Source organism: Klebsiella electrica, assembly GCF_006711645.1.
In the GTDB taxonomy this organism is placed as follows: domain Bacteria; phylum Pseudomonadota; class Gammaproteobacteria; order Enterobacterales; family Enterobacteriaceae; genus Klebsiella; species Klebsiella electrica.
On record NZ_CP041247.1, the window covers coordinates 4,156,538 to 4,175,152 of the forward strand.

Annotated in this window: 13 protein-coding genes; 8 read left to right on the plus strand and 5 right to left on the minus strand. The window is 57.2% G+C overall.

The annotated features are described in order from the left end of the window. Nucleotides 1-72: 72 nt before the first annotated feature. Entirely contained in the window at nucleotides 73-3,000 is a 2,928-nt protein-coding gene (gene ehaB / locus Electrica_RS19920) for an autotransporter adhesin EhaB (protein ID WP_141965240.1), read from the minus strand. Between the two features lie 500 nt (nucleotides 3,001-3,500). On the opposite strand from ehaB, the gene hemB reads away from it, so the two are divergent. Then, nucleotides 3,501-4,475, plus strand: coding sequence for a porphobilinogen synthase (gene hemB, locus Electrica_RS19925; RefSeq protein WP_141965241.1), 975 nt, complete (start codon nucleotides 3,501-3,503; stop codon nucleotides 4,473-4,475). A gap of 540 nt (nucleotides 4,476-5,015) precedes the next feature. Further along, the gene (locus Electrica_RS19930; protein ID WP_131049928.1) at nucleotides 5,016-6,734 is read left to right on the plus strand and encodes a lysophospholipid acyltransferase family protein; all 1,719 of its coding nucleotides are present in this window, start codon (nucleotides 5,016-5,018) and stop codon (nucleotides 6,732-6,734) included. A gap of 99 nt (nucleotides 6,735-6,833) precedes the next feature. Here the strand turns inward: Electrica_RS19930 and tauD are convergent, their stop codons facing one another. The 4 genes from tauD to tauA are packed head-to-tail and all read right to left on the minus strand — an operon-like array spanning nucleotide 6,834 to nucleotide 10,246. Further along, nucleotides 6,834-7,685 carry a taurine dioxygenase gene (tauD, locus tag Electrica_RS19935; RefSeq protein WP_100683051.1) on the minus strand — a complete coding sequence of 284 codons (852 nt, stop codon included), beginning with the start codon at nucleotides 7,683-7,685 and terminating at the stop codon, nucleotides 6,834-6,836. Next, nucleotides 7,682-8,509 carry a taurine ABC transporter permease TauC gene (gene tauC, locus Electrica_RS19940; protein WP_100683050.1) on the minus strand — a complete coding sequence of 276 codons (828 nt, stop codon included), beginning with the start codon at nucleotides 8,507-8,509 and terminating at the stop codon, nucleotides 7,682-7,684. The genes tauD and tauC overlap by 4 nt, the downstream gene beginning before the upstream one ends. After that, complete coding sequence (gene tauB / locus Electrica_RS19945; RefSeq protein ID WP_141965242.1) at nucleotides 8,506-9,273, minus strand: taurine ABC transporter ATP-binding subunit; 768 nt, start codon at nucleotides 9,271-9,273, stop codon at nucleotides 8,506-8,508. Before tauB ends, tauC begins: the two co-directional genes overlap by 4 nt. A gap of 10 nt (nucleotides 9,274-9,283) precedes the next feature. Then, nucleotides 9,284-10,246 (minus strand): taurine ABC transporter substrate-binding protein, encoded by a 963-nt coding sequence (tauA, locus tag Electrica_RS19950; protein WP_100683048.1) that lies wholly within the window; start codon nucleotides 10,244-10,246, stop codon nucleotides 9,284-9,286. Nucleotides 10,247-10,562: 316 nt separating this feature from the next. Here tauA and Electrica_RS19955 point away from each other — a divergent pair, with 316 nt between their 5' ends. The 6 genes from Electrica_RS19955 (at nucleotide 10,563) to fbpC (ending at nucleotide 18,426) form a co-directional block, all read left to right on the plus strand. After that, nucleotides 10,563-11,192 carry a response regulator transcription factor gene (locus tag Electrica_RS19955; protein ID WP_100683047.1) on the plus strand — a complete coding sequence of 210 codons (630 nt, stop codon included), beginning with the start codon at nucleotides 10,563-10,565 and terminating at the stop codon, nucleotides 11,190-11,192. Further along, nucleotides 11,192-12,733: an MASE1 domain-containing sensor histidine kinase gene (locus Electrica_RS19960; RefSeq protein WP_141965243.1), complete on the plus strand. Its 1,542-nt coding sequence runs from the start codon at nucleotides 11,192-11,194 to the stop codon at nucleotides 12,731-12,733. The genes Electrica_RS19955 and Electrica_RS19960 overlap by 1 nt, the downstream gene beginning before the upstream one ends. 84 nt (nucleotides 12,734-12,817) lie before the next feature. Continuing rightward, nucleotides 12,818-14,119 (plus strand): MFS transporter family glucose-6-phosphate receptor UhpC, encoded by a 1,302-nt coding sequence (gene uhpC, locus Electrica_RS19965; RefSeq protein WP_100683045.1) that lies wholly within the window; start codon nucleotides 12,818-12,820, stop codon nucleotides 14,117-14,119. Further along, nucleotides 14,119-15,150 carry an ABC transporter substrate-binding protein gene (locus Electrica_RS19970; protein WP_131049932.1) on the plus strand — a complete coding sequence of 344 codons (1,032 nt, stop codon included), beginning with the start codon at nucleotides 14,119-14,121 and terminating at the stop codon, nucleotides 15,148-15,150. The genes uhpC and Electrica_RS19970 overlap by 1 nt, the downstream gene beginning before the upstream one ends. Nucleotides 15,151-15,289: 139 nt before the next feature. Then, complete coding sequence (locus tag Electrica_RS19975) at nucleotides 15,290-17,368, plus strand: ABC transporter permease (RefSeq protein ID WP_141965244.1); 2,079 nt, start codon at nucleotides 15,290-15,292, stop codon at nucleotides 17,366-17,368. An 11-nt stretch (nucleotides 17,369-17,379) separates the two neighbouring features. Next, a complete protein-coding gene (gene fbpC / locus Electrica_RS19980) occupies nucleotides 17,380-18,426 on the plus strand; it encodes a ferric ABC transporter ATP-binding protein (RefSeq protein WP_100683043.1) in 1,047 nt (348 codons plus the stop codon). Nucleotides 18,427-18,615 lie beyond the last annotated feature (189 nt).

Here is an 18,615-nt window from a genome sequence, read left to right on the forward strand (position 1 = left end):
ATGCCCGTCAAATCCTTGACGGGCATAGTCTTCGATTAAATATCTACAATGCTTTTCTCACTGTAAATAATCTTACCAGGTATATTTAACGCCCACGTTAGCGGCCCAGTCTTGATCCACATCACCACCACCGAGATAGCTAACATCCGAGTAGGCGCTGAAATTGCGGGTAAAACTGAACTGCGTACCCAGCCCAACACGAACCGCAGAACCTTCGGTACCGTTATTGATAGAATCACCGTTTACGTCAGCGTGGTTGCTGGCGTCGTCATACACGTAAGCCAGCTTGAAGTAAGGCGTCAGCGCCTGATCGTTACCGTAGGTGAAGGTATAACCCGCATCAACGCCCAGTTCATAGCGCATACTGTCGTAAGACTGACCACCCACTTTCAGGCCATTGCTCAGGCGATAGTCGTCACCAGACTGGAACAGACCCGATATGCTGCCGTACGGCGTCACATAGCCGGCATTACCCAGCTTCACGTCATAGCCCAGTTTCAGACCAAAGCCCCAGGCATCTGAAGAGGTACTGCCGTCAACGTACTGACCGTTACTCATGTTTGCCGACAGTTCGTTGTTGAAGTGAGAGTAGTTAACAGAACCGTCAACAAAGAAGTTGTTTGCAAAATGAGCAGAAGTGTAGAGGTAAGCCGTCTGGCTGTCCTGATCCACCTGACCGGTACGATCGCTCAGATCCCCTTTCACAAAGCCCGCAGCGGCACCGACGATCCACTCAGCATCGTTACCGTCAATTTTGCTATCAAGACCCACCATGACGCCGTTAACATTCTGATCGTAGCCGATAGTGCCATTGTCGCCGTTGAAACTACCGCCGAAGTAGCTTCCCCAGGCGCCGCCGTTATCGGCCAGGCCATGACGCGACTGGGTCAGACGAGTTGCCACGGTATCCTGCTGCAGGTTCCAGATATTGCTGTTGGCGGACGGGATGCTCAGCGCCATGTTCGCATAGTCGGTCAGCCTGCTCTGCTCCAGAACAACGGTGTTGCCTTCCTGCTTAGCCTGGTAGGTGTAAGCACCGAGATCGGCTTTGTTAGCCGCAGAAAAGGTAGCCGTGCTGTTTTTGTCGTTCACATAAATCAGCTCTTTGCCTTTGTAATCAGCAATGGAGCCCTTACCATCCGCATTATCAATACGAACTCTGTAGTTGCCTGTCGCGGCCGCAACGCTGTCGCCTGCGTTATCCACTTCGGACTGATCGAAAGAGGTGTCGGCGTCGCCATTACCGTTCACGGTCAGGTGGCCATCGGAGTTCATCGCGATTGTGCCGTAGCCGTAGTTAGCCTTAGTGGCGTCATGAGTACGATCGTTCGTGAGATCGGCATTCAGCACGAAGCTATTGCTGCCGATATTAAGCACACCAGAGTACACGTTCCCGTTTGCATCCGTCGAACTGGTCAGATTCAGCATATCGGCCTGCAGCGCGTACGCCGTGCTGTTGCCCACATCCAACATACCATTATTCGTGATGTTGATAGTGTTGGCATACAGTGCGGCATCGTCCACACCCCAGCCGGCGGAGACATCATCGGCAATCGTTACGTTACTGTTATCAATAGTCAGCGCGTTGGTCGCCACATGACCATCTTCATTGATCTTCAGGGCAGAGCCGCCGGTCAGAGAGATGGTGTCAGAAACCAGGGTGGAATCCGCGACGCTCACGACAGAGCCGCTGTTAATGCTCAAGGTATCAATCAGAGAAACTTTGGTGGTATCCCAGCGCGAGCCGCCGTTCAGCGTCACATTAAACAGACCACTCTGGTAGACTTCGTTGCCAATAACATGACCGCTTTCATCATAGGCCGTGTCGCTGTTATTGATACCATAAGTTGACCATGGCCATAGGCTATTCGCGGTAATATCAAGCAGCGTAGCCGTTGCTTCAGTGCCCACGTCAAAGCTGTCATAAACGCCATCGCCATCAGAATCTACCTGATGCATGGACATCGCTGCCCCAACCCACTTACTGCCGTTATTTAACGTGACATCCATACGGTCAGTGCCATCCCAGCCGTTAGTATCTACCGCAGTATCGGTATCACGATAGCTGTCTGCGCCATTCGGGAAGAAATTCTCGTCAAAATTGCTGGAAAACAGGATATCGCCCATGAGGGTAGAATGGTTGAGGTTAACGGTCGTCTGCATCGCGTTATCCGCATTCGGATTTGCGATGGCAGAGATCGCAATATCATCAGCATTAAAACCGTTACCGCTATAATCGCTGGCGTTATTGTTGTTACCGAACCAACCGGAGGTGCCTTCATCTGACCATGAACCTGACGTCACGGTAGAATCAATCACATTGATTGTATTATGAAACACTTCGCTGCTGTCGACGCCCGTGATGACAGTATTATCGTCAATATCTCTCCACTCATAACCCTGAGTCAGGTCAATACCCGCGACATGGGAGTTATTTTTGATAACCAGATCCACCTCTTGATCCAGCGTAATGGCCGTCCCCAGATCGTAAACGTCAACAATATGGGTATCTACGGTGCCATCAGCCTGCGTACCGTTATAGGTATAATGTTCATAGTTATCATCAATGGTTGAGTTATCAACGGTCAGCGCCAGACGGTCATAAACATAACCGGTCGCATCGCGATCTACACAAACGGTAGTCATGCACTCAGAGGTGATCATCCCATGAATTGTGCTGTCTTTAATGGTCAGACTATTGCTATTGGTGTTGGTCGCAAGCCCATCATCAAGATAGTAAGTAGAGATCACGCCATTGACGACAGCTTTATTAATTACCGGATAAATATCACCGTTATAAATACTATCAGTCGCGTAATTATTCCAACCGACATAACCATTATAGTAAACACCGTCAGCATAGGCAGCGTCATTATAATGTTTAAATGTTGTGTAGGCGGTTCCAGAAATATCATTAGAAGCATTTGCCTGAGAGGTGACTGCCAACGTACAGGCTAATGCTAATTGTGAAACTACAAATTTCTTTTTCCAGGGGTGCATTTGTCATCCCTCCTCGGGACGTAATATCGTTGATCCATCAATTATTTATGCATAGAAGAATATTATTATGCTTCGCGACAACGATTATGCGGTATCACCAGAGAAAGGTTCAATTATTCTTCACCTAAAGTCCGAAACCGGACAATGGCCTCATGATACAAGTCGTTAGTTTAGAAAAGAAAATAAAAAATTTCAGTAAATTAAAGGGGAGCAGACATATCATACAACAAGTGAATATTTAAACCTAAAAACAAAATTCCAATGAATAAATTAAAAGCAGATTCTATCTTCGTCAACAATCAATAAATTCATCAATAGTTAATACATACCAAAAATAAAAACATCATCTGCAAATATATTTAACGCTATCACACACAGTAGCTTCACACTCTCATTATCCCTTCCTTCTGCACAGGCAGCTTTTGAGCCACTTTCGTAAAACACCCGTACGCAAATTCAGGTATACTGCGCGCTTTCATTTCACAAAATCAGGCAAACACATGACAGATTTAATCACTCGCCCCCGCCGTTTGCGTCAATCCGCCGCGCTGCGCGCCATGTTTGAAGAGACAACACTGAGTTTGAATGACCTCGTGTTGCCGATCTTTGTTGAAGAAGAAATCGACGATTACAAAACCATTGACGCGATGCCAGGCGTGATGCGAATTCCCGAGAGATACCTGGCCCGTGAAATCGAACGTATCGCCAACGCCGGTATTCGTTCGGTCATGACCTTTGGTATTTCCCATCACACCGATGCCATCGGCAGCGATACCTGGAACGAGAACGGCCTTGTCGCACGCATGTCACGCATCTGTAAGGATACCGTACCGGAGATGATCGTCATGTCCGATACCTGTTTTTGCGAATACACCTCGCACGGTCACTGCGGCGTGCTCTGCGAACACGGCGTGGACAACGATGCAACCCTGGAAAATCTTGGCAAGCAGGCGGTAGTTGCCGCCGCTGCTGGCGCCGACTTTATTGCGCCTTCCGCCGCAATGGATGGCCAGGTGCAGGCGATTCGCCAGGCGCTCGACGCCGCCGGTTTTACGCAGACGGCCATCATGTCCTACTCCACCAAATTTGCTTCTTCGTTTTACGGCCCGTTCCGCGAAGCCGCCGGTACCGCGCTGAAAGGCGATCGTAAAACCTATCAGATGAGCCCGATGAATCGCCGCGAAGCGATTCGTGAGTCGCTGCTGGATGAAGCTCAGGGCGCAGATTGCCTGATGGTCAAACCCGCCGGCCCATACCTTGATATCCTGCGCGACCTGCGCGAGCGTACCAACCTGCCGCTGGGGGCTTATCAGGTGAGCGGCGAATACGCGATGATTAAATTTGCCGCCCAGGCGGGGGCTATTGATGAAGAGAAAGTGGTGCTGGAAAGCCTCGGCGCTATCAAACGCGCTGGTGCCGATCTGATCTTCAGCTACTTCGCCCTCGATCTGGCCGAAAAGAAAATCCTGCGTTAATTCCCTGCCATTCCCCCGGTGGCGCTACGCTTACCGGGGCTACGACCTGCTCCGGTAGCCCTGTAGCCCGGGTCAGGCGCCAGCCGCAGCCCGGGACAGCTCCGGCATTTAAATACGGCTCCTGACTTCCCCCGGTGGCGCTGCGCTTACCGGGGCTACGGCCTGCTCCGGTAGTCCTGTAGCCCGGGTCAGGCGTCAGCCGCAACCCGGGACTGCTCCGGCATTTAAATACGGCTCCTGTCTTCCCCCCGGTTGCGCTGCGCTTAGCGGGGCTACGACCTGCTCCGGTAGCCCTGTAGCCCGGGTCAGGCGTCAGCCGCAACCCGGGACAGCTCCGGTATTTAAATACGGCTCCAGACTTCCCCCGGTGGCGCTGCGCTTACCGGGGTTACGGCCTGCTCCGGTAGCCCCGTAGCCCGGGTCAGGCGTCAGCCGCAACCCGGGGACATGAACTCGCGCCAATCCCAAATCTTCACTCAACTGTAATCTGAGCGACATCTGCACCTTCTACTGTCAGGGCAGGACGGAGGAGGAAGCGCTATGTTTAGTCTCGACAATGTACTCGACGACCTGTGGCCTCAGGCGAGGCCTGCACCCTGGCAAAAAAAACTACTCAAAAAATTACTTCATGAGGAAGAGTTTCAACAATTTGCCGCTCGCCATCGCCACCTGAAAGGGCTTGATACGGTCGAACAGGTGCTTGAACATCTCAATATCCGCTGCGCTATTCCGGCGCACGATCTGGAACAAATCCCTGAACACGGTCCGCTGGTGATCGTCGCTAACCATCCCACCGGCACGCTTGATGGCCTTGCGCTACTCTATGCCGTTTCCCGCGTACGCCGCGATGTCAAGGTCGTGACTAACCGCCTGTTGACTCATCTTGAACCGTTGAGCTCGCTGTTTATTCCCGTCGATAATATCAACGGCCGTACCGCCAAAGCCGCGCTGCAACAGATGGATCTCCAGTTGCAAAACGGCGGCGTGCTGATCTTTTTCCCGGCAGGGGAAGTCTCACGCCTGACGCGCCGCGGCATCCGCGATAAAAAATGGCACTCTGGCTTTATTAAACTGGCGGCCAAATACCGCGCCCCGCTCCTGCCGGCGTGGATCCGCGCGCACAACAGCGCGCTGTTTTACGCCAGTACTCTGGTTTCAGAAAACCTCCCCCTGCTCCTGCTGATGCAGCAAATGTTCCGCCGTCGCAACAGCAGCCTGCCGGTCAATATTGGTCAACAGATTGCCTGGTCAAGCTGGTTCGACCCTCAGAGCTCTTCTCGCGAGCTGACTGAGCGTTGCTATCGCCACCTGGAGCAATTCGGCAAGGGGCTTGCGGGGGTATTCAAAACCGAAAGCGCAATTGCGCGCCCCGAGGATCGCGCCCTGCTTAAACGCGAACTCAACCAGGCGGAGTGTCTCGGGCGCACGGCAGATGGCAAAATCATCTACCTGTGGCAGCGCAGCGGTCAGGAAGATGCGCCGCTGCTGCGTGAGCTGGGTCGCCTGCGCGAATTTGCCTTTCGCGCAGTCGGTGAAGGCAGCGGCAAACGCCGCGACATCGACGGGTATGATGACGATTACCTGCACCTGATTCTGTGGGACGAAGAGGACCTGGAAATCGTCGGCGCCTATCGCTTTATGCCCACCGCCATGCAGCTGGAAAAACGCGGTCTGGAAGGTATCTACAGCTATAGTCTGTTCCACTACGACGAGCGCATGGATGATATTCTTAAGCACGGCATCGAGCTCGGGCGCAGCTTTATTCAGCCGCGCTACTGGGGACGTCGCGGTCTGGACTATCTGTGGTCGGGCATCGGCGCCTGGCTGGCGCGGTATCCGCACTACCGCTATCTGTTCGGTCCGGTATCCATTTCCGGTGGCCTGCCGCCCGCGGCGCGCGATCTGCTGGTGGCTTTCTATCGCCTGTGGTTCCCGGCGACCCATTCGTTAGCAAAGTCTCGTCGCCCTTATCCGGCCTCACTCCCCGATGTGCTGGCGCAGTTTGGTGGCGAGGATTACAACGATGACTTAGCCAGACTGAAATCCCTGCTCGGCAACCTCGGTTGTGCGATTCCGCCGCTGTATAAGCAGTATTCTGAAGTGTGCGAACCGGGCGGCGTGCAGTTTATCGATTTCGGCAGCGACCCGGATTTCAACAATTGCGTCGATGGTCTGGTGCTGGTGGATTTGACCTATCTGAAGGCCAATCGCTATCAGCGCTATATTGGCACCCATTTAGACGCGCCAAAATCGGCATAAAAGCCTCTTCCCGGAGGCGGCGCGTTGCGTTTGCCCGGTAACTTGCTCATTTCCCGGCTTGCGGCGCATTGCGCCTTAGCCGGGTACAGGCGATAAAAATTACCCCGCCCGGTAATACGGCTTATCCCCCAGAATCGTCGCCCGGTGCATAATCCTGCGCTGCGGCAGGTAATCCGCATTCGCATAATGCTGCGTCACGCGGTTATCCCAAATCGCCACGTCGTTCGGCTGCCAGCGCCAGCGCACCTGAAACTCCGGCTTCGTGACGTGGGCAAACAGGAAACTGAGCAGCGTCGCGCTCTCTTTTTCCGTCACGTCGACAATGCGGGTGGTGAACCCTTCGTTAACAAACAGCGCCTGCTTGCCGGTCACCGGATGAGTCCGCACCACCGGATGCAGCAGCGGCGGGTTTTTCACGACCGCCTCCTGCCAGCGCTGATGCTCCTCTTCGCTTTTGCGGTATTTATACTCCTGGAACGATTTACGGAAATCATGTTCCGCCCGCAGGCCGCCTAGCAGCTGGCGAAAGGGTTCAGAGAGCGCCTCATACGCCGCAACACCGCTGGTCCACAGGGTATCGCCGCCGGTTGCAGGCAGCTCTTTTGCCGCCAGGATCGCCCCGGCGGGCGGCGTCTCGATAAAGGTGACATCGGTGTGCCAGTTATCGTTATCCGGCGGATTATCGTCGTGGGTATCGAGAACGATAATCTCATCCACGCCCGGCGCATGGGGATAAACCGGATGAATATGCAGGTCGCCAAAACGCAGGGCGAGATCCCGCTGCTGCCGGGGGGTGATATTCTGCTCGCGCAGGAACACCACCTGATGGCGCAGCACCGCGTGATACAGCTGCTCAAACTGGTTGTCGCTCAGCGGGCGGGTGATATCGACGCCGGATATCTGCGCGCCAATATATGGCCCCAGCGGGGTAATGCTTAAACGTTCGCTCATTGGACTTCTCCATGCCAGGGCGTCAGGCGACGCTGCAACGCGCGCAGCCCCAGTTCCAGTAAAAAGGCGATGATCGCAATCACCGCGATGCCGGCCAGCACCACATCGGTGGCGAGGAACTCACCGGCGGACTGCACCATAAAACCTAATCCGCGGGTGGCGGCAATCAGTTCGGCAGCCACCAGCGTTGACCAGCCCACCCCCAGCCCGATGCGCAGGCCGGTGAGAATTTCCGGTAATGCACCGGGCAAAATCACCAGCCACAGCACCTGCGCCCGGCTGGCGCCTAAAGATTGCGCGGCGCGAATACGCACCTGCTGGGCGCTTTTCACTCCCGCCAGCGTCGACATCACCACCGGCGCAAAAATCGCGAGATAAATCAGTAAGATTTTGGGCGTTTCGCCAATGCCGAACCAAATGATCACCAGCGGCAGCCACGCCAGCGGCGGCACCGGTCGATACAGTTCGATCAACGGATCGAGAATCCCGCGGATCGTCGGACTCAGGCCCATGGCGATCCCGACCGGTACGCCCAGGATCGTCGCCGCGACCAGAGCGATCGCGATCCGCGCCAGACTCGCCGCCAGATGCTGCCAGAGGGTGGCATCCATAAAGCCCTGCGGACCGGCAATGGCGATCAGTTTCTGTAATACCTGCTGCGGCGGCGGCAGAAACAGCGGGCTAATCAGCTGTAGGGCGGTAACCCCCCACCAGATCGCCAGCAGCACCGCCAGCGTGGCGAAACTCAGCGTCAGCTGGCGGGAGAGCGGCCAGCGCCACTTCAGCGTCCGCGGCTGTGGTTTGTCATGAATCACCACGCTCATGAGAAGGCCTCCCGTTGTTCAAATACCCGGCTCAGGACATATTCACGCTGTGCGATAAATTGCGGGTCCGATTTGATGCTGCGGCAGGGTTCGCCGGCGACAAAGCGGCGGCCAAAATCGAGCGGCAGCCGCTCCAGCACCCGGCCCGGTCCCGGCGACAGCAGCACCAGTTCGGTCGCCATAAATACCGCCTCTTCAATATCATGCGTAATCAGCAGCACCTGCTTGCCGGTCTCGTGCCACAGGGCAAGCAGCAGGGTTTGCATCTGTTCGCGGGTGAAGGCATCCAGCGCGCCAAACGGCTCATCCAGCAACAGCAGCTGCGGGTTTGCCGCCAGCGCACGGGCGATGCCGACCCGCTGGCGCTGGCCGCCGGAGAGCTGCCAGATAAAGCGCTTTTCCGCGCCTTCGAGGCCGACTTTTTTCAGCATCCGCGCCGCGGTTTCCCGGCGGACGGCTTTATCCTCGCCCGCCAGCTGGAGTCCCAGCGCGACGTTATCCTGTACGTTGCGCCACGGCAGCAGCCCTTCATGCTGAAACACCACGCCGCGCTCGGCGCCCGGCCCTTGTACCCGCAGGCCTTCAAGGGTGATGCTGCCGTGCTGATAAGGCACGAATCCGGCAATCAGATTCAGCAGCGTGGTTTTCCCGCAGCCGGAGGGGCCGAGGACCACCAGCAGTTCGCCGCTGTCCAGCGTCAGGTTGATATCCGCCAGCGCTGGTTTGCCGCCGTAGTCGGCGGAAAGATGCGAGATTTGCAGCATCGTGGCCCCCTTACTTCACAAAACGGTCGGTAACGTACTGGCTGTAATCGTTCCCGGCGGCGGGCACTTTGCCCTGTTCTTTAAGAAACTTCGCGGTGTCGATAATGGCTTGATTCACCGGCCCGTTCAGCTCCTGCACCTGCTGGGCGGCGGTCAGATAGGTATTGCCTTTTACCAGCCCCGGAACATCGGCATCCGGCACGCCGCTCAGGCGCGACAGCTTGCTAATATTATCCGCCTGCTTCAGCCACGCATCCGGGTTGGCAATATACGGTTGCTGGGCATCGATAGCGCTTTTGGCAAAGGCTTTCACAATCTCAGGGTGTTTCTCGGCAAAATCTTTGCGTACCACCCAGACATCCAGCGTCGGCGCGCCCCATTCCCCCACCTGGGATGAGTCGGTCAGCACTTTGCCCTCTTTTTCCAGTTCGTTCACTGCCGGCGCCCAGACGTAGGCGCCGTCGATGTCGCCGCGCTGCCAGGCGGCAATAATCGCCGGCGGCTGTAGGTTGATAATCTGCACCTGGCCCGGCTTAATGCCCCAGTGTTTGAGCGCCGACAGCAGACTGTAATGGGTGGTGGAGATAAAAGGGACAGCGATGCGTTTGCCGATCAGGTCTTGCGGTTTGCTGATGCTCTTCTTCACCACCAGCGCTTCAGAGTTGCCAAGCTTTGACGCCAGCAGGAACACTTCAATCGGCACCTGCTGCGTGGCGGCGACCGCCAGCGGGCTGGAGCCGAGGTTGCCGATTTGCACATCGCCGGAAGCCAGCGCCCGCACGATGCTTGAACCGCTGTCGAATTTGCGCCAGTCGACGGTGGCGCCGCTCGCTTTGGCAAAGGTGTTATCCGCCTGGGCGACTTTCGCCGGTTCAGCGGAAGTCTGATACGCGACGGTGACGTTGACCGCCTGCGCCTGAAATGCCGCCAGCGCCAGTGTGGCGATAAGTGTGATACGCGATGATAGTGCCATAGTGTCTGCTTCCCATAGTTGTTATGGGTGCAGTATTTCCGGTGCGATACGTTTGATGAAGTAATTAAAAATTCTGGCTAAGAACAAAGCGTTTTTAGAAAAAAAACGGCAATGCTTATACACAAAATCATTCAAGATGCGTCGAGGCGGCAAGGGAACGAATTTGTACAGCCGCAGGCTGCCCTCGCAGAGAGGCAGCCTGAAGGATGACGTGTATTAAGATTTCGTTACATTCGTTACATATCCGCACCTCGAAGATTGCCAGCACAGCGGCGGCAGGCATCATAGGGCCATGATTCAGTAAGAGAGCAGAAACATGATTCGTGTGGTGCTGGTCGATGACCATGTGGTGGTGCGTTCCGGTTTTGCGCAGCTACTCAGCCTCGAAGAGGATCTTGACGTTGTTGGCCAGTTCAGCAGCGCGGCGCAAGCCTGGCCTGCGTTATTGCGCGATGACATCAACGTGGCGGTGATGGATATCGCCATGCCGGATGAAAACGGCCTCAGTTTGCTCAAGCGTCTGCGCGCGCAAAAGCCGCAGTTTCGCGCCATTATTCTCAGCATTTACGACACCCCGACGTTCGTACAGAGCGCGCTTGATGCGGGCGCCAGCGGCTATCTGACCAAGCGCTGCGGACCGGAAGAGTTAGTGCAGGCGGTACGTTCCGTCGGCATGGGCGGCCATTACCTGTGCGCCGATGCACTCAGGGCGTTGCGCGGCGGGCAACAGCCGGCGCAGGTGCTGGAAGTGCTCACCCCGCGCGAGCGCGAAGTGTTTGATTTACTGGTCAAAGGCGACAGCGTAAAAGAGATTGCCTTCCAGCTCGACCTCAGCCACAAAACGGTACATGTTCATCGCGCCAACGTGCTGGGCAAGCTGCAATGCCAAAGCACGATTGAACTGGTGCACTTCGCTCTCGACCATCAGCTGCTGGCAGGGCATTGATGTCGCGCAGCCTTCGCCATGGGGTCATTTCGCTGTTCATCGTCCTGGCCTGGGGTAGCGGCTGGCTGATGCTGTGGACGCTGGGGTTTTACCTGACCCATAGCGGCCAGCAGGCGGCGCTGTTTTTACCGCACGGCGTTTATCTGGCGCTGCTGATCCTGCTTTCGCGCCGCTACTGGCCCGCACTGGTGATCCCCCCTCTGCTGATGCTGCTCTGGCTGCGCGGCGAACAGCTGCTGAACGGCTATATTCTGCTGGCTGCGCCGTTGATTAGCCTGCTCCCTGCCGCTCTCGCCCAACAGTTCTGGCATCGTTTTCCCCTCTACTGGCAGCGGCTGACGCTGCTGCTGGCGACGGTGACCGCAAGTTCGTTAATCAACACGGTCCTGCTCTCGCCGTGGGTCAAAAGCCCGGCGATGATGCTCGGGCTGGCCTCGTTTACCGGCGGCGTACTGCTGACCCCGTTCGTCTATCTGGTTTTTGAATTTCTGCGCCAGCAGCACCGCTATCATCTGCTGGGGCTGGATACTAACAACCCGCCGCTGCGTACCTCGTTAATTATCTGGTGCAGCCTGTTCTTTATCATCGGCATCGGCACCCAAATGGTGCTGTCGCCGGAAATCGAGCGCCTGCTGTTAATTGTGGTGTTTTTGCCAAACGTGGTGATGGCGTGGAAGTTCGGCTGGCAGGGCGGCGTCCTCTCCGGCCTGCTGGGCAGCATGATGATCACCATCGCCCGCCAGGTTGGCGTCGGCTTCAGCAATCTGGTGGAGCTGGAAATTTTCCTGGCGACCCAGGCATTACTGGGGATTGGTCTGGGGATCGCCATCAGCCGCCAGCAGCACCTGGCGCAAAACCTGCACCACTACCGCCAGCGGCTGGAAACGGAGCTGGCGGCGCGACGGGCGCTGGCCGAGAAACTGGTGCATACCGAAGAAGATACGCGCAAGAGTCTGGCGCGCGAACTGCACGACGAAATCGGCCAGAACATCACCGCCATTCAGATCCAGTCGCAGCTGGTGAAACGGGCGCGCGATCCGGCGCAGACTCAGGCCGCCGCCAGCCAGATCAACGATCTCGCCCGCCGGATCCACCACTCTACCCGCCAGCTGTTGCGCCAGCTACGCCCCCCGGCCCTGGACGAACTGTCGTTTAAAGAAGCGTTGCACCATCTGCTCAACGAGTTTGCCTTTGCCGAGCGCGGTATTCGTTGCCAGTTTGACTATCAGCTTACCGCCACGCCCGAAAATGAAACGGTGCGCTTCACTCTCTACCGGTTGTTACAGGAGTTGCTCAACAACGTCTGTAAACACGCCGGAGCCAGCGAGGTGCGGATTGTCCTGCGTCAGCAGGGAGATGTGCTGCATCTGGACGTGACCGACAACGGTGTGGGGATCAGTGCCGACAACATGGCCGGTTTTGGCATTCAGGGGATGCGCGAGCGGGTCAGCGCCCTCGGGGGCGAGCTGACGCTGGAATCGCAGCGCGGGACGCGGGTAATTGTTAACCTGCCCACAAATTTGCAACAAATCACCTTCTGACCAGGAAAAAGTCTTAGCCACTGCGGACTTTCTCTCATCCCCTTTCGAATTCACTTTCTTATAGTCAGCAAAACGGAGACGGCCATGCACGCACGCTCAGCAAGCGACATCACCCAACATTACCGGACGCTGCGTCCACAATTGCTGATGTACATGGTGATCGGCTATGCCGCGTTTTATCTGACGCGTAAAAGCGTCAACTACGTGCTACCGGCGCTGCAAACGGATCTGGGGCTGGATAAAGGCGATATCGGCCTGCTGGGGTCGCTGTTTTACCTGGCCTACGGCCTGTCGAAATTTACCGCCGGGCTGTGGCATGACAGCCACGGGCAGCGCGGGTTTATGGGCGCAGGCCTGTTCGCCACCGGCCTGCTGAACGTGGTGTTCGCCTTTGGCGAGTCGTTACCACTGCTGCTGGCGGTCTGGACGCTGAACGGCTTCTTTCAGGGCTGGGGATGGCCGCCCTGCGCCCGCCTGCTGACCCACTGGTATTCGCGCAACGAACGCGGCTTCTGGTGGGGCTGCTGGAATATGTCTATCAACATTGGCGGGGCGATTATCCCGCTGATTAGCGCCTTTGCCGCCCACTGGTGGGGCTGGCAGGCGGCGATGCTGATGCCAGGGATAATCAGCATGGCTCTGGGAATCTGGTTAACGCTGCAACTGAAAGGCACGCCAGAGGAAGAGGGATTGCCGTCAGTGGGCACCTGGCGTAACGACCCCTTAGAACTGCGTCAGGAGCAGCAAAGCCCGCCGATGGGACTGTGGCAGATGCTGCGTACCACGATGCTGAAGAACTCCATGATCTGGCTGCTGGGCGTCTCTTACGTGCTGGTCTACCTGATCCGTATTGCGCTCAACGACTGGGGCAACATCTGGCTAACCGAGAGCCACGGCGTCAATTTACTCAGCGCCAATGCCACGGTGATGCTGTTTGAAGCGGGCGGCCTGCTTGGCGCGCTGTTCGCCGGTTGGGGGTCGGATCTGCTGTTCAGCGGCCAGCGGGCGCCGATGATTTTGCTGTTCACCCTGGGGCTGATGGTCTCCGTCGCCGCCCTCTGGCTGGCGCCGGTGCATCACTACGCGCTGCTGGCAGTCTGTTTCTTTACGGTGGGCTTCTTCGTTTTTGGCCCGCAAATGCTGATTGGCCTCGCGGCGGTGGAGTGCGGACACAAAGCGGCGGCGGGTTCAATCAGCGGATTTCTCGGCCTGTTCGCCTATCTGGGGGCAGCGCTGGCGGGCTGGCCTCTGTCGCTGGTCATTGAACGCTACGGCTGGTCGGGGATGTTCAGTTTGCTCTCGGTCGCCGCGGTACTGATGGGTTTATTGCTGATGCCGCTGCTGATGGCGAGCATTACTACCTCTGCTGCTCAAAGGATAAAATAATGAAAAAAACTCTGCTCACTACCCTGATAGCTTCCGGCATTGCGCTGGCGACATTAAGCGGCGCGGCGCAGGCCAAAGGTCGTCTGGTGGTCTATTGCAGCGCCACCAACGAAATGTGTGAAGCCGAAACCAAAGCCTTCGGCGAAAAATATGACGTGAAAACCTCGTTTATCCGCAACGGCTCCGGCAGCACGCTGGCGAAAGTCGATGCCGAGAAGAAAAACCCGCAGGCCGATGTCTGGTACGGCGGTACCCTCGATCCGCAGTCCCAGGCCGGTGAAATGGGTCTGCTGCAACCCTATAAGTCGCCCAATCTTGCGCAGGTGATGGCGCAGTTCCGCGATCCGGCGAAGCTGAAAGGCAACTACTCCTCGGCGGTGTACGTCGGCATCCTCGGCTTCGGCGTGAACACCCAGCGTCTGAAAGAGAAAAACCTGCCGGTGCCAAAATGCTGGAAGGATCTGACGAAAGCGGAATACAAAGGCGAAATCCAGATAGCCGACCCGCAAAGCTCCGGCACCGCCTATACCGCGCTGGCGACCTTCGCCCAGCTGTGGGGAGAAGACCAGGCCTTTGATTACCTGAAACAGCTCAACGCCAACGTCTCGCAGTACACCAAATCCGGTATCGCCCCGGCGCGCAACGCCGCCCGTGGTGAAACCGCCATCGGCATCGGCTTCCTGCATGACTACTCGCTGGAAAAAGAACAGGGCGCGCCGCTGGAGCTGATCTCACCGTGCGAAGGCACCGGCTATGAAATTGGCGGCGTCAGCATCCTCAAGGGCGCGCGCAACCTCGACAACGCCAGACTGTTCGTCGACTGGGTGCTGTCAAAAGAGGCCCAGGAGCTGGCGTGGAAAAAGGGCAAATCCTATCAGATCCTGACCAACACCAGCGCCGAAACCTCGCCGAACTCGCTGAAGCTCGACGACCTGAAGCTTATCAACTACGACATGGATAAATACGGCTCAACCGACGTCCGTAAAGCGTTGATCAATAAATGGGTCAGCGAAGTGAAAATGGGTAAATAAGCCCACACCATGACTTCCTGACGTTAAGGTTACGTAGGCCGGGTAAGGCAACGCCGCCACCCGGCAATCATCGTCACCCTGAATGCCGGATGGCGCTCACGCTTATCCGGCCTGTTCGGGATTGAACAGCGGAAAACGTATGTCACACACACTTGCACTCCATCCCGGGAAAAAACGGGATGCGATATTCCTTTGGGTTTTGTTCGGCTGGCTGGCGTTCGCCCTGCTGCCGAGCTGGAGCCTGGATTACGGCCTGCTGGAATCCACGAGCGATGAAATCGTCGCGGCCTACGGCTGGTCGCAGTTGAATGTCAGCTGGCTGTGGTATCTCTTACCGAGCCTGCTGCTGCTTCGTCCATGGCAGGAAGCCGCGCGGGAGCAGCGCAGCCGCCACTACCTCGACGCGGGCTGGGCGTTGTTATGTATGGCGTTTATCGTCATCAGCGCCACCGTTGAAGGGCGCGGGTTAGGCTACGCCACTATCGTGCTGTTTGTCGCGCTGGGGGCTGTCATGACCCTGGCGCTCACCCGCCTCGAATGGCTGGGCGGCGACCGCTTTGTGATCGGTTCGCTGGTCACCATCGTGGCGTTAATCGGCGTCTTTATCGTCTGGCCGAGCATCGCCATTTTCATCCCGATGTTCACCAACGACGCCGGCGAGTTTGCCCCGCTGGCGTTTATGAATGTGCTATCGCAGGCGCATATCATTCAGGTGATCCTCAACTCAATCGCGCTGTCAATTGCGGTAGGCATCGGCTGCACTTTCTTCGGCCTGGTGCTGGCGATTTACACCACCCGCATCGCTCAACGCAGCGCCGTTATCGGCCGCATCTTCTCGATTCTGCCGATCGTCACCCCGCCGTTCGTCGTCGGCCTCGGCGTCACCCTGATGATGGGCCGTTCCGGCTACGTCACCGAATTGATGGTCGAGTGGTTCGGTTTGACCAATACCAACTGGCTGTACGGGTTTACCGGCATCTGGCTGGCGCAGGTGCTGGCGTTTACCCCAATGGCCTTTATGATCCTCGACGGGGCCATTAAAACCATTCATCCGTCGCTGGAAGAGGCGTCGTACACCCTGCGCGCCAGTCGCTGGCAGACGTTTAACGGCGTGTTTGTCCCCCTGCTGAAACCGGCGCTGGCGAATGCGTTTTTAATCGTCATCGTCCAGTCGCTGGCCGACTTCAGCAACCCGCTGGTGCTCGGCGGCAACTTCGATGTGCTGGCGACGCAGATCTACTTCTATATCACCGGTTCACAGCTCGATTATCAGGCGGCAAGCACGCTGGGCGCGTTCCTGCTGCTGTTCTCGCTGCTGGTGTTCTGCATTCAGTATATGTGGATCGGCAAGCGCTCCTACGTCACGGTCTCCGGTAAATCCTATCGCGGCGACGTACAGCCGCTGCCGGTGACGCTGGTCTGGGGCGTGATCGCTATTCTGGCGGTGTGGGTGGCCTTCAACGCCCTGCTCTACGGCAGCATTTTCTACGGCAGTTTTACCGTTAACTGGGGCGTGGACTACACCCTGACGCTGGATAACTTCATCAAGCTGTTCGGTCAGGGGATGAGCGACGGCGCATGGCCTTCGCTGCTCGATACCCTGCTCTACGCCGGGATCGCCGCGCCGATCACCGCCGCCTTCGGCCTGCTGATCGCCTGGATCGTGGTGCGCCAGCAGTTTAAAGGCAAAAAGACCATCGAGTTTACCACTATGCTGTGCTTCGCGGTGCCGGGCACCGTGGCAGGTGTTTCCTACATCCTGGCCTTTAACAGCGCCCCGGTGTACCTGACGGGAACCGCGGCGATTGTCATTATCTCGATGGTGATGCGTAACGTGCCGGTCGGTATTCGCGCCGGGATCGCGGGCTTAGGGCAGATAGACAAATCGCTGGATGAAGCCTCGCTCAGCCTGCGCGCCGGGAGCCTACGCACCATTACGCACATTCTGCTGCCGCTGCTGCGTCCGGCTATTCTCTCGGCGCTGATCTACAGCTTTGTGCGCGCCATTACCACCGTCAGCGCCATTGTGTTCCTCGTCACGCCGGATACCCGTGTCGCCACCGCCTACATCCTCAACCGCGTGGAAGACGGCGAATACGGCGTGGCGATCGCCTACGGGTCGATTCTGATCGTGGTGATGCTGGCGATTATTTTCATCTTTGACTGGCTGATTGGGGAAGCGCGTATCTCCCGGTCTAAAGCCAAAAACCAGGCGTAATGGAGCGCACTATGAGTCAGAAAAATTTTGTTGAGCTGCGCAACGTCACCAAGCGATTCGGCAGCAACACGGTCATCGACACAATCAATCTCACCATCCCACAGGGGCAAATGGTGACGCTGCTTGGTCCGTCCGGCTGCGGCAAGACCACGATTCTGCGCCTGGTGGCCGGGCTGGAAAAACCGAGCGAAGGGCAGATTTTTATCGACGGCGAAGACGTTACCCATCGCTCGATTCAGCAGCGCGATATCTGCATGGTGTTTCAGTCTTACGCCCTGTTCCCGCATATGTCGCTGGGGGATAACGTCGGCTACGGTCTGAAGATGCTGGGCGTGTCGCGCAGCGAAGTGAAAGCGCGGGTGAAAGAAGCGCTGGCGATGGTCGATCTGGAAGGATTCGAGGACCGCTATGTCGATCAGATCTCCGGCGGTCAGCAGCAGCGTGTGGCGCTGGCGCGCGCGCTGATCCTCAAACCGAAGGTACTGTTGTTTGACGAGCCGTTGAGTAACCTCGACGCCAACCTGCGGCGCAGTATGCGCGATAAGATCCGCGAGCTGCAAAAGCAGTTTGATATCACCTCGCTGTACGTGACCCACGATCAGAGCGAAGCCTTTGCGGTGTCCGACACCGTGCTGGTGATGAACAAGGGGCATATCATGCAGATCGGCTCGCCGCAGGATCTTTATCGTCAGCCCGCATCGCGCTTTATGGCGAGTTTTATGGGCGATGCCAACCTGTTCCCGGCCGCCTTCAGCGAGGATTTTGTCGATATCTACGGCTATCGGCTGCCGAGACCGCCGCATTTTGCCGCCCAGGGCGAAGGCAGCGTCGGCGTACGTCCGGAGGCGATTACCCTGAGCGATCGCGGCGAGGAGAGCCAGCGCTGCACCATCCGCCACGTGGCCTATATGGGGCCGCAGTATGAGGTGACGGTGGAGTGGCACGGGCAGGAGATCCTATTGCAGGTAAATGCGACGCGGCTGCAACCGGACGTCGGCGAACAGTATTATCTCGAAATCCACCCGTACGGGATGTTTGTGCTGGCCGATGCGGCGTAACTGACGCCGGGTGGCGGCTTGCGCCTTACCCGGCCTACGGTTCGTGTACGTTGCGGGTCGGGTGAGCATCGCGCCACCGCGCTGGCGGTTCGGCAGCCGGTCGGGTGAGCTGTGTTACCTCGACATCCATCCGTACGGGATGTTTGTGCTGGCCGATGCGGCGTAACTGACGCCGGGTGGCGGCTTCGC

Excerpts from the sequence above, each read along its gene's own strand:
- ehaB (WP_141965240.1), bottom strand. The coding sequence starts at position 3,000 with ATGCACCCCTGGAAAAAGAAATTTGTAGTTTCACAATTAGCATTAGCC.
- hemB (WP_141965241.1), top strand. The coding sequence starts at position 3,501 with ATGACAGATTTAATCACTCGCCCCCGCCGTTTGCGTCAATCCGCCGCG.
- Electrica_RS19930 (WP_131049928.1), top strand. The coding sequence starts at position 5,016 with ATGTTTAGTCTCGACAATGTACTCGACGACCTGTGGCCTCAGGCGAGG.
- tauD (WP_100683051.1), bottom strand. The coding sequence starts at position 7,685 with ATGAGCGAACGTTTAAGCATTACCCCGCTGGGGCCATATATTGGCGCG.
- tauC (WP_100683050.1), bottom strand. The coding sequence starts at position 8,509 with ATGAGCGTGGTGATTCATGACAAACCACAGCCGCGGACGCTGAAGTGG.
- tauB (WP_141965242.1), bottom strand. The coding sequence starts at position 9,273 with ATGCTGCAAATCTCGCATCTTTCCGCCGACTACGGCGGCAAACCAGCG.
- tauA (WP_100683048.1), bottom strand. The coding sequence starts at position 10,246 with ATGGCACTATCATCGCGTATCACACTTATCGCCACACTGGCGCTGGCG.
- Electrica_RS19955 (WP_100683047.1), top strand. The coding sequence starts at position 10,563 with ATGATTCGTGTGGTGCTGGTCGATGACCATGTGGTGGTGCGTTCCGGT.
- Electrica_RS19960 (WP_141965243.1), top strand. The coding sequence starts at position 11,192 with ATGTCGCGCAGCCTTCGCCATGGGGTCATTTCGCTGTTCATCGTCCTG.
- uhpC (WP_100683045.1), top strand. The coding sequence starts at position 12,818 with ATGCACGCACGCTCAGCAAGCGACATCACCCAACATTACCGGACGCTG.
- Electrica_RS19970 (WP_131049932.1), top strand. The coding sequence starts at position 14,119 with ATGAAAAAAACTCTGCTCACTACCCTGATAGCTTCCGGCATTGCGCTG.
- Electrica_RS19975 (WP_141965244.1), top strand. The coding sequence starts at position 15,290 with ATGTCACACACACTTGCACTCCATCCCGGGAAAAAACGGGATGCGATA.
- fbpC (WP_100683043.1), top strand. The coding sequence starts at position 17,380 with ATGAGTCAGAAAAATTTTGTTGAGCTGCGCAACGTCACCAAGCGATTC.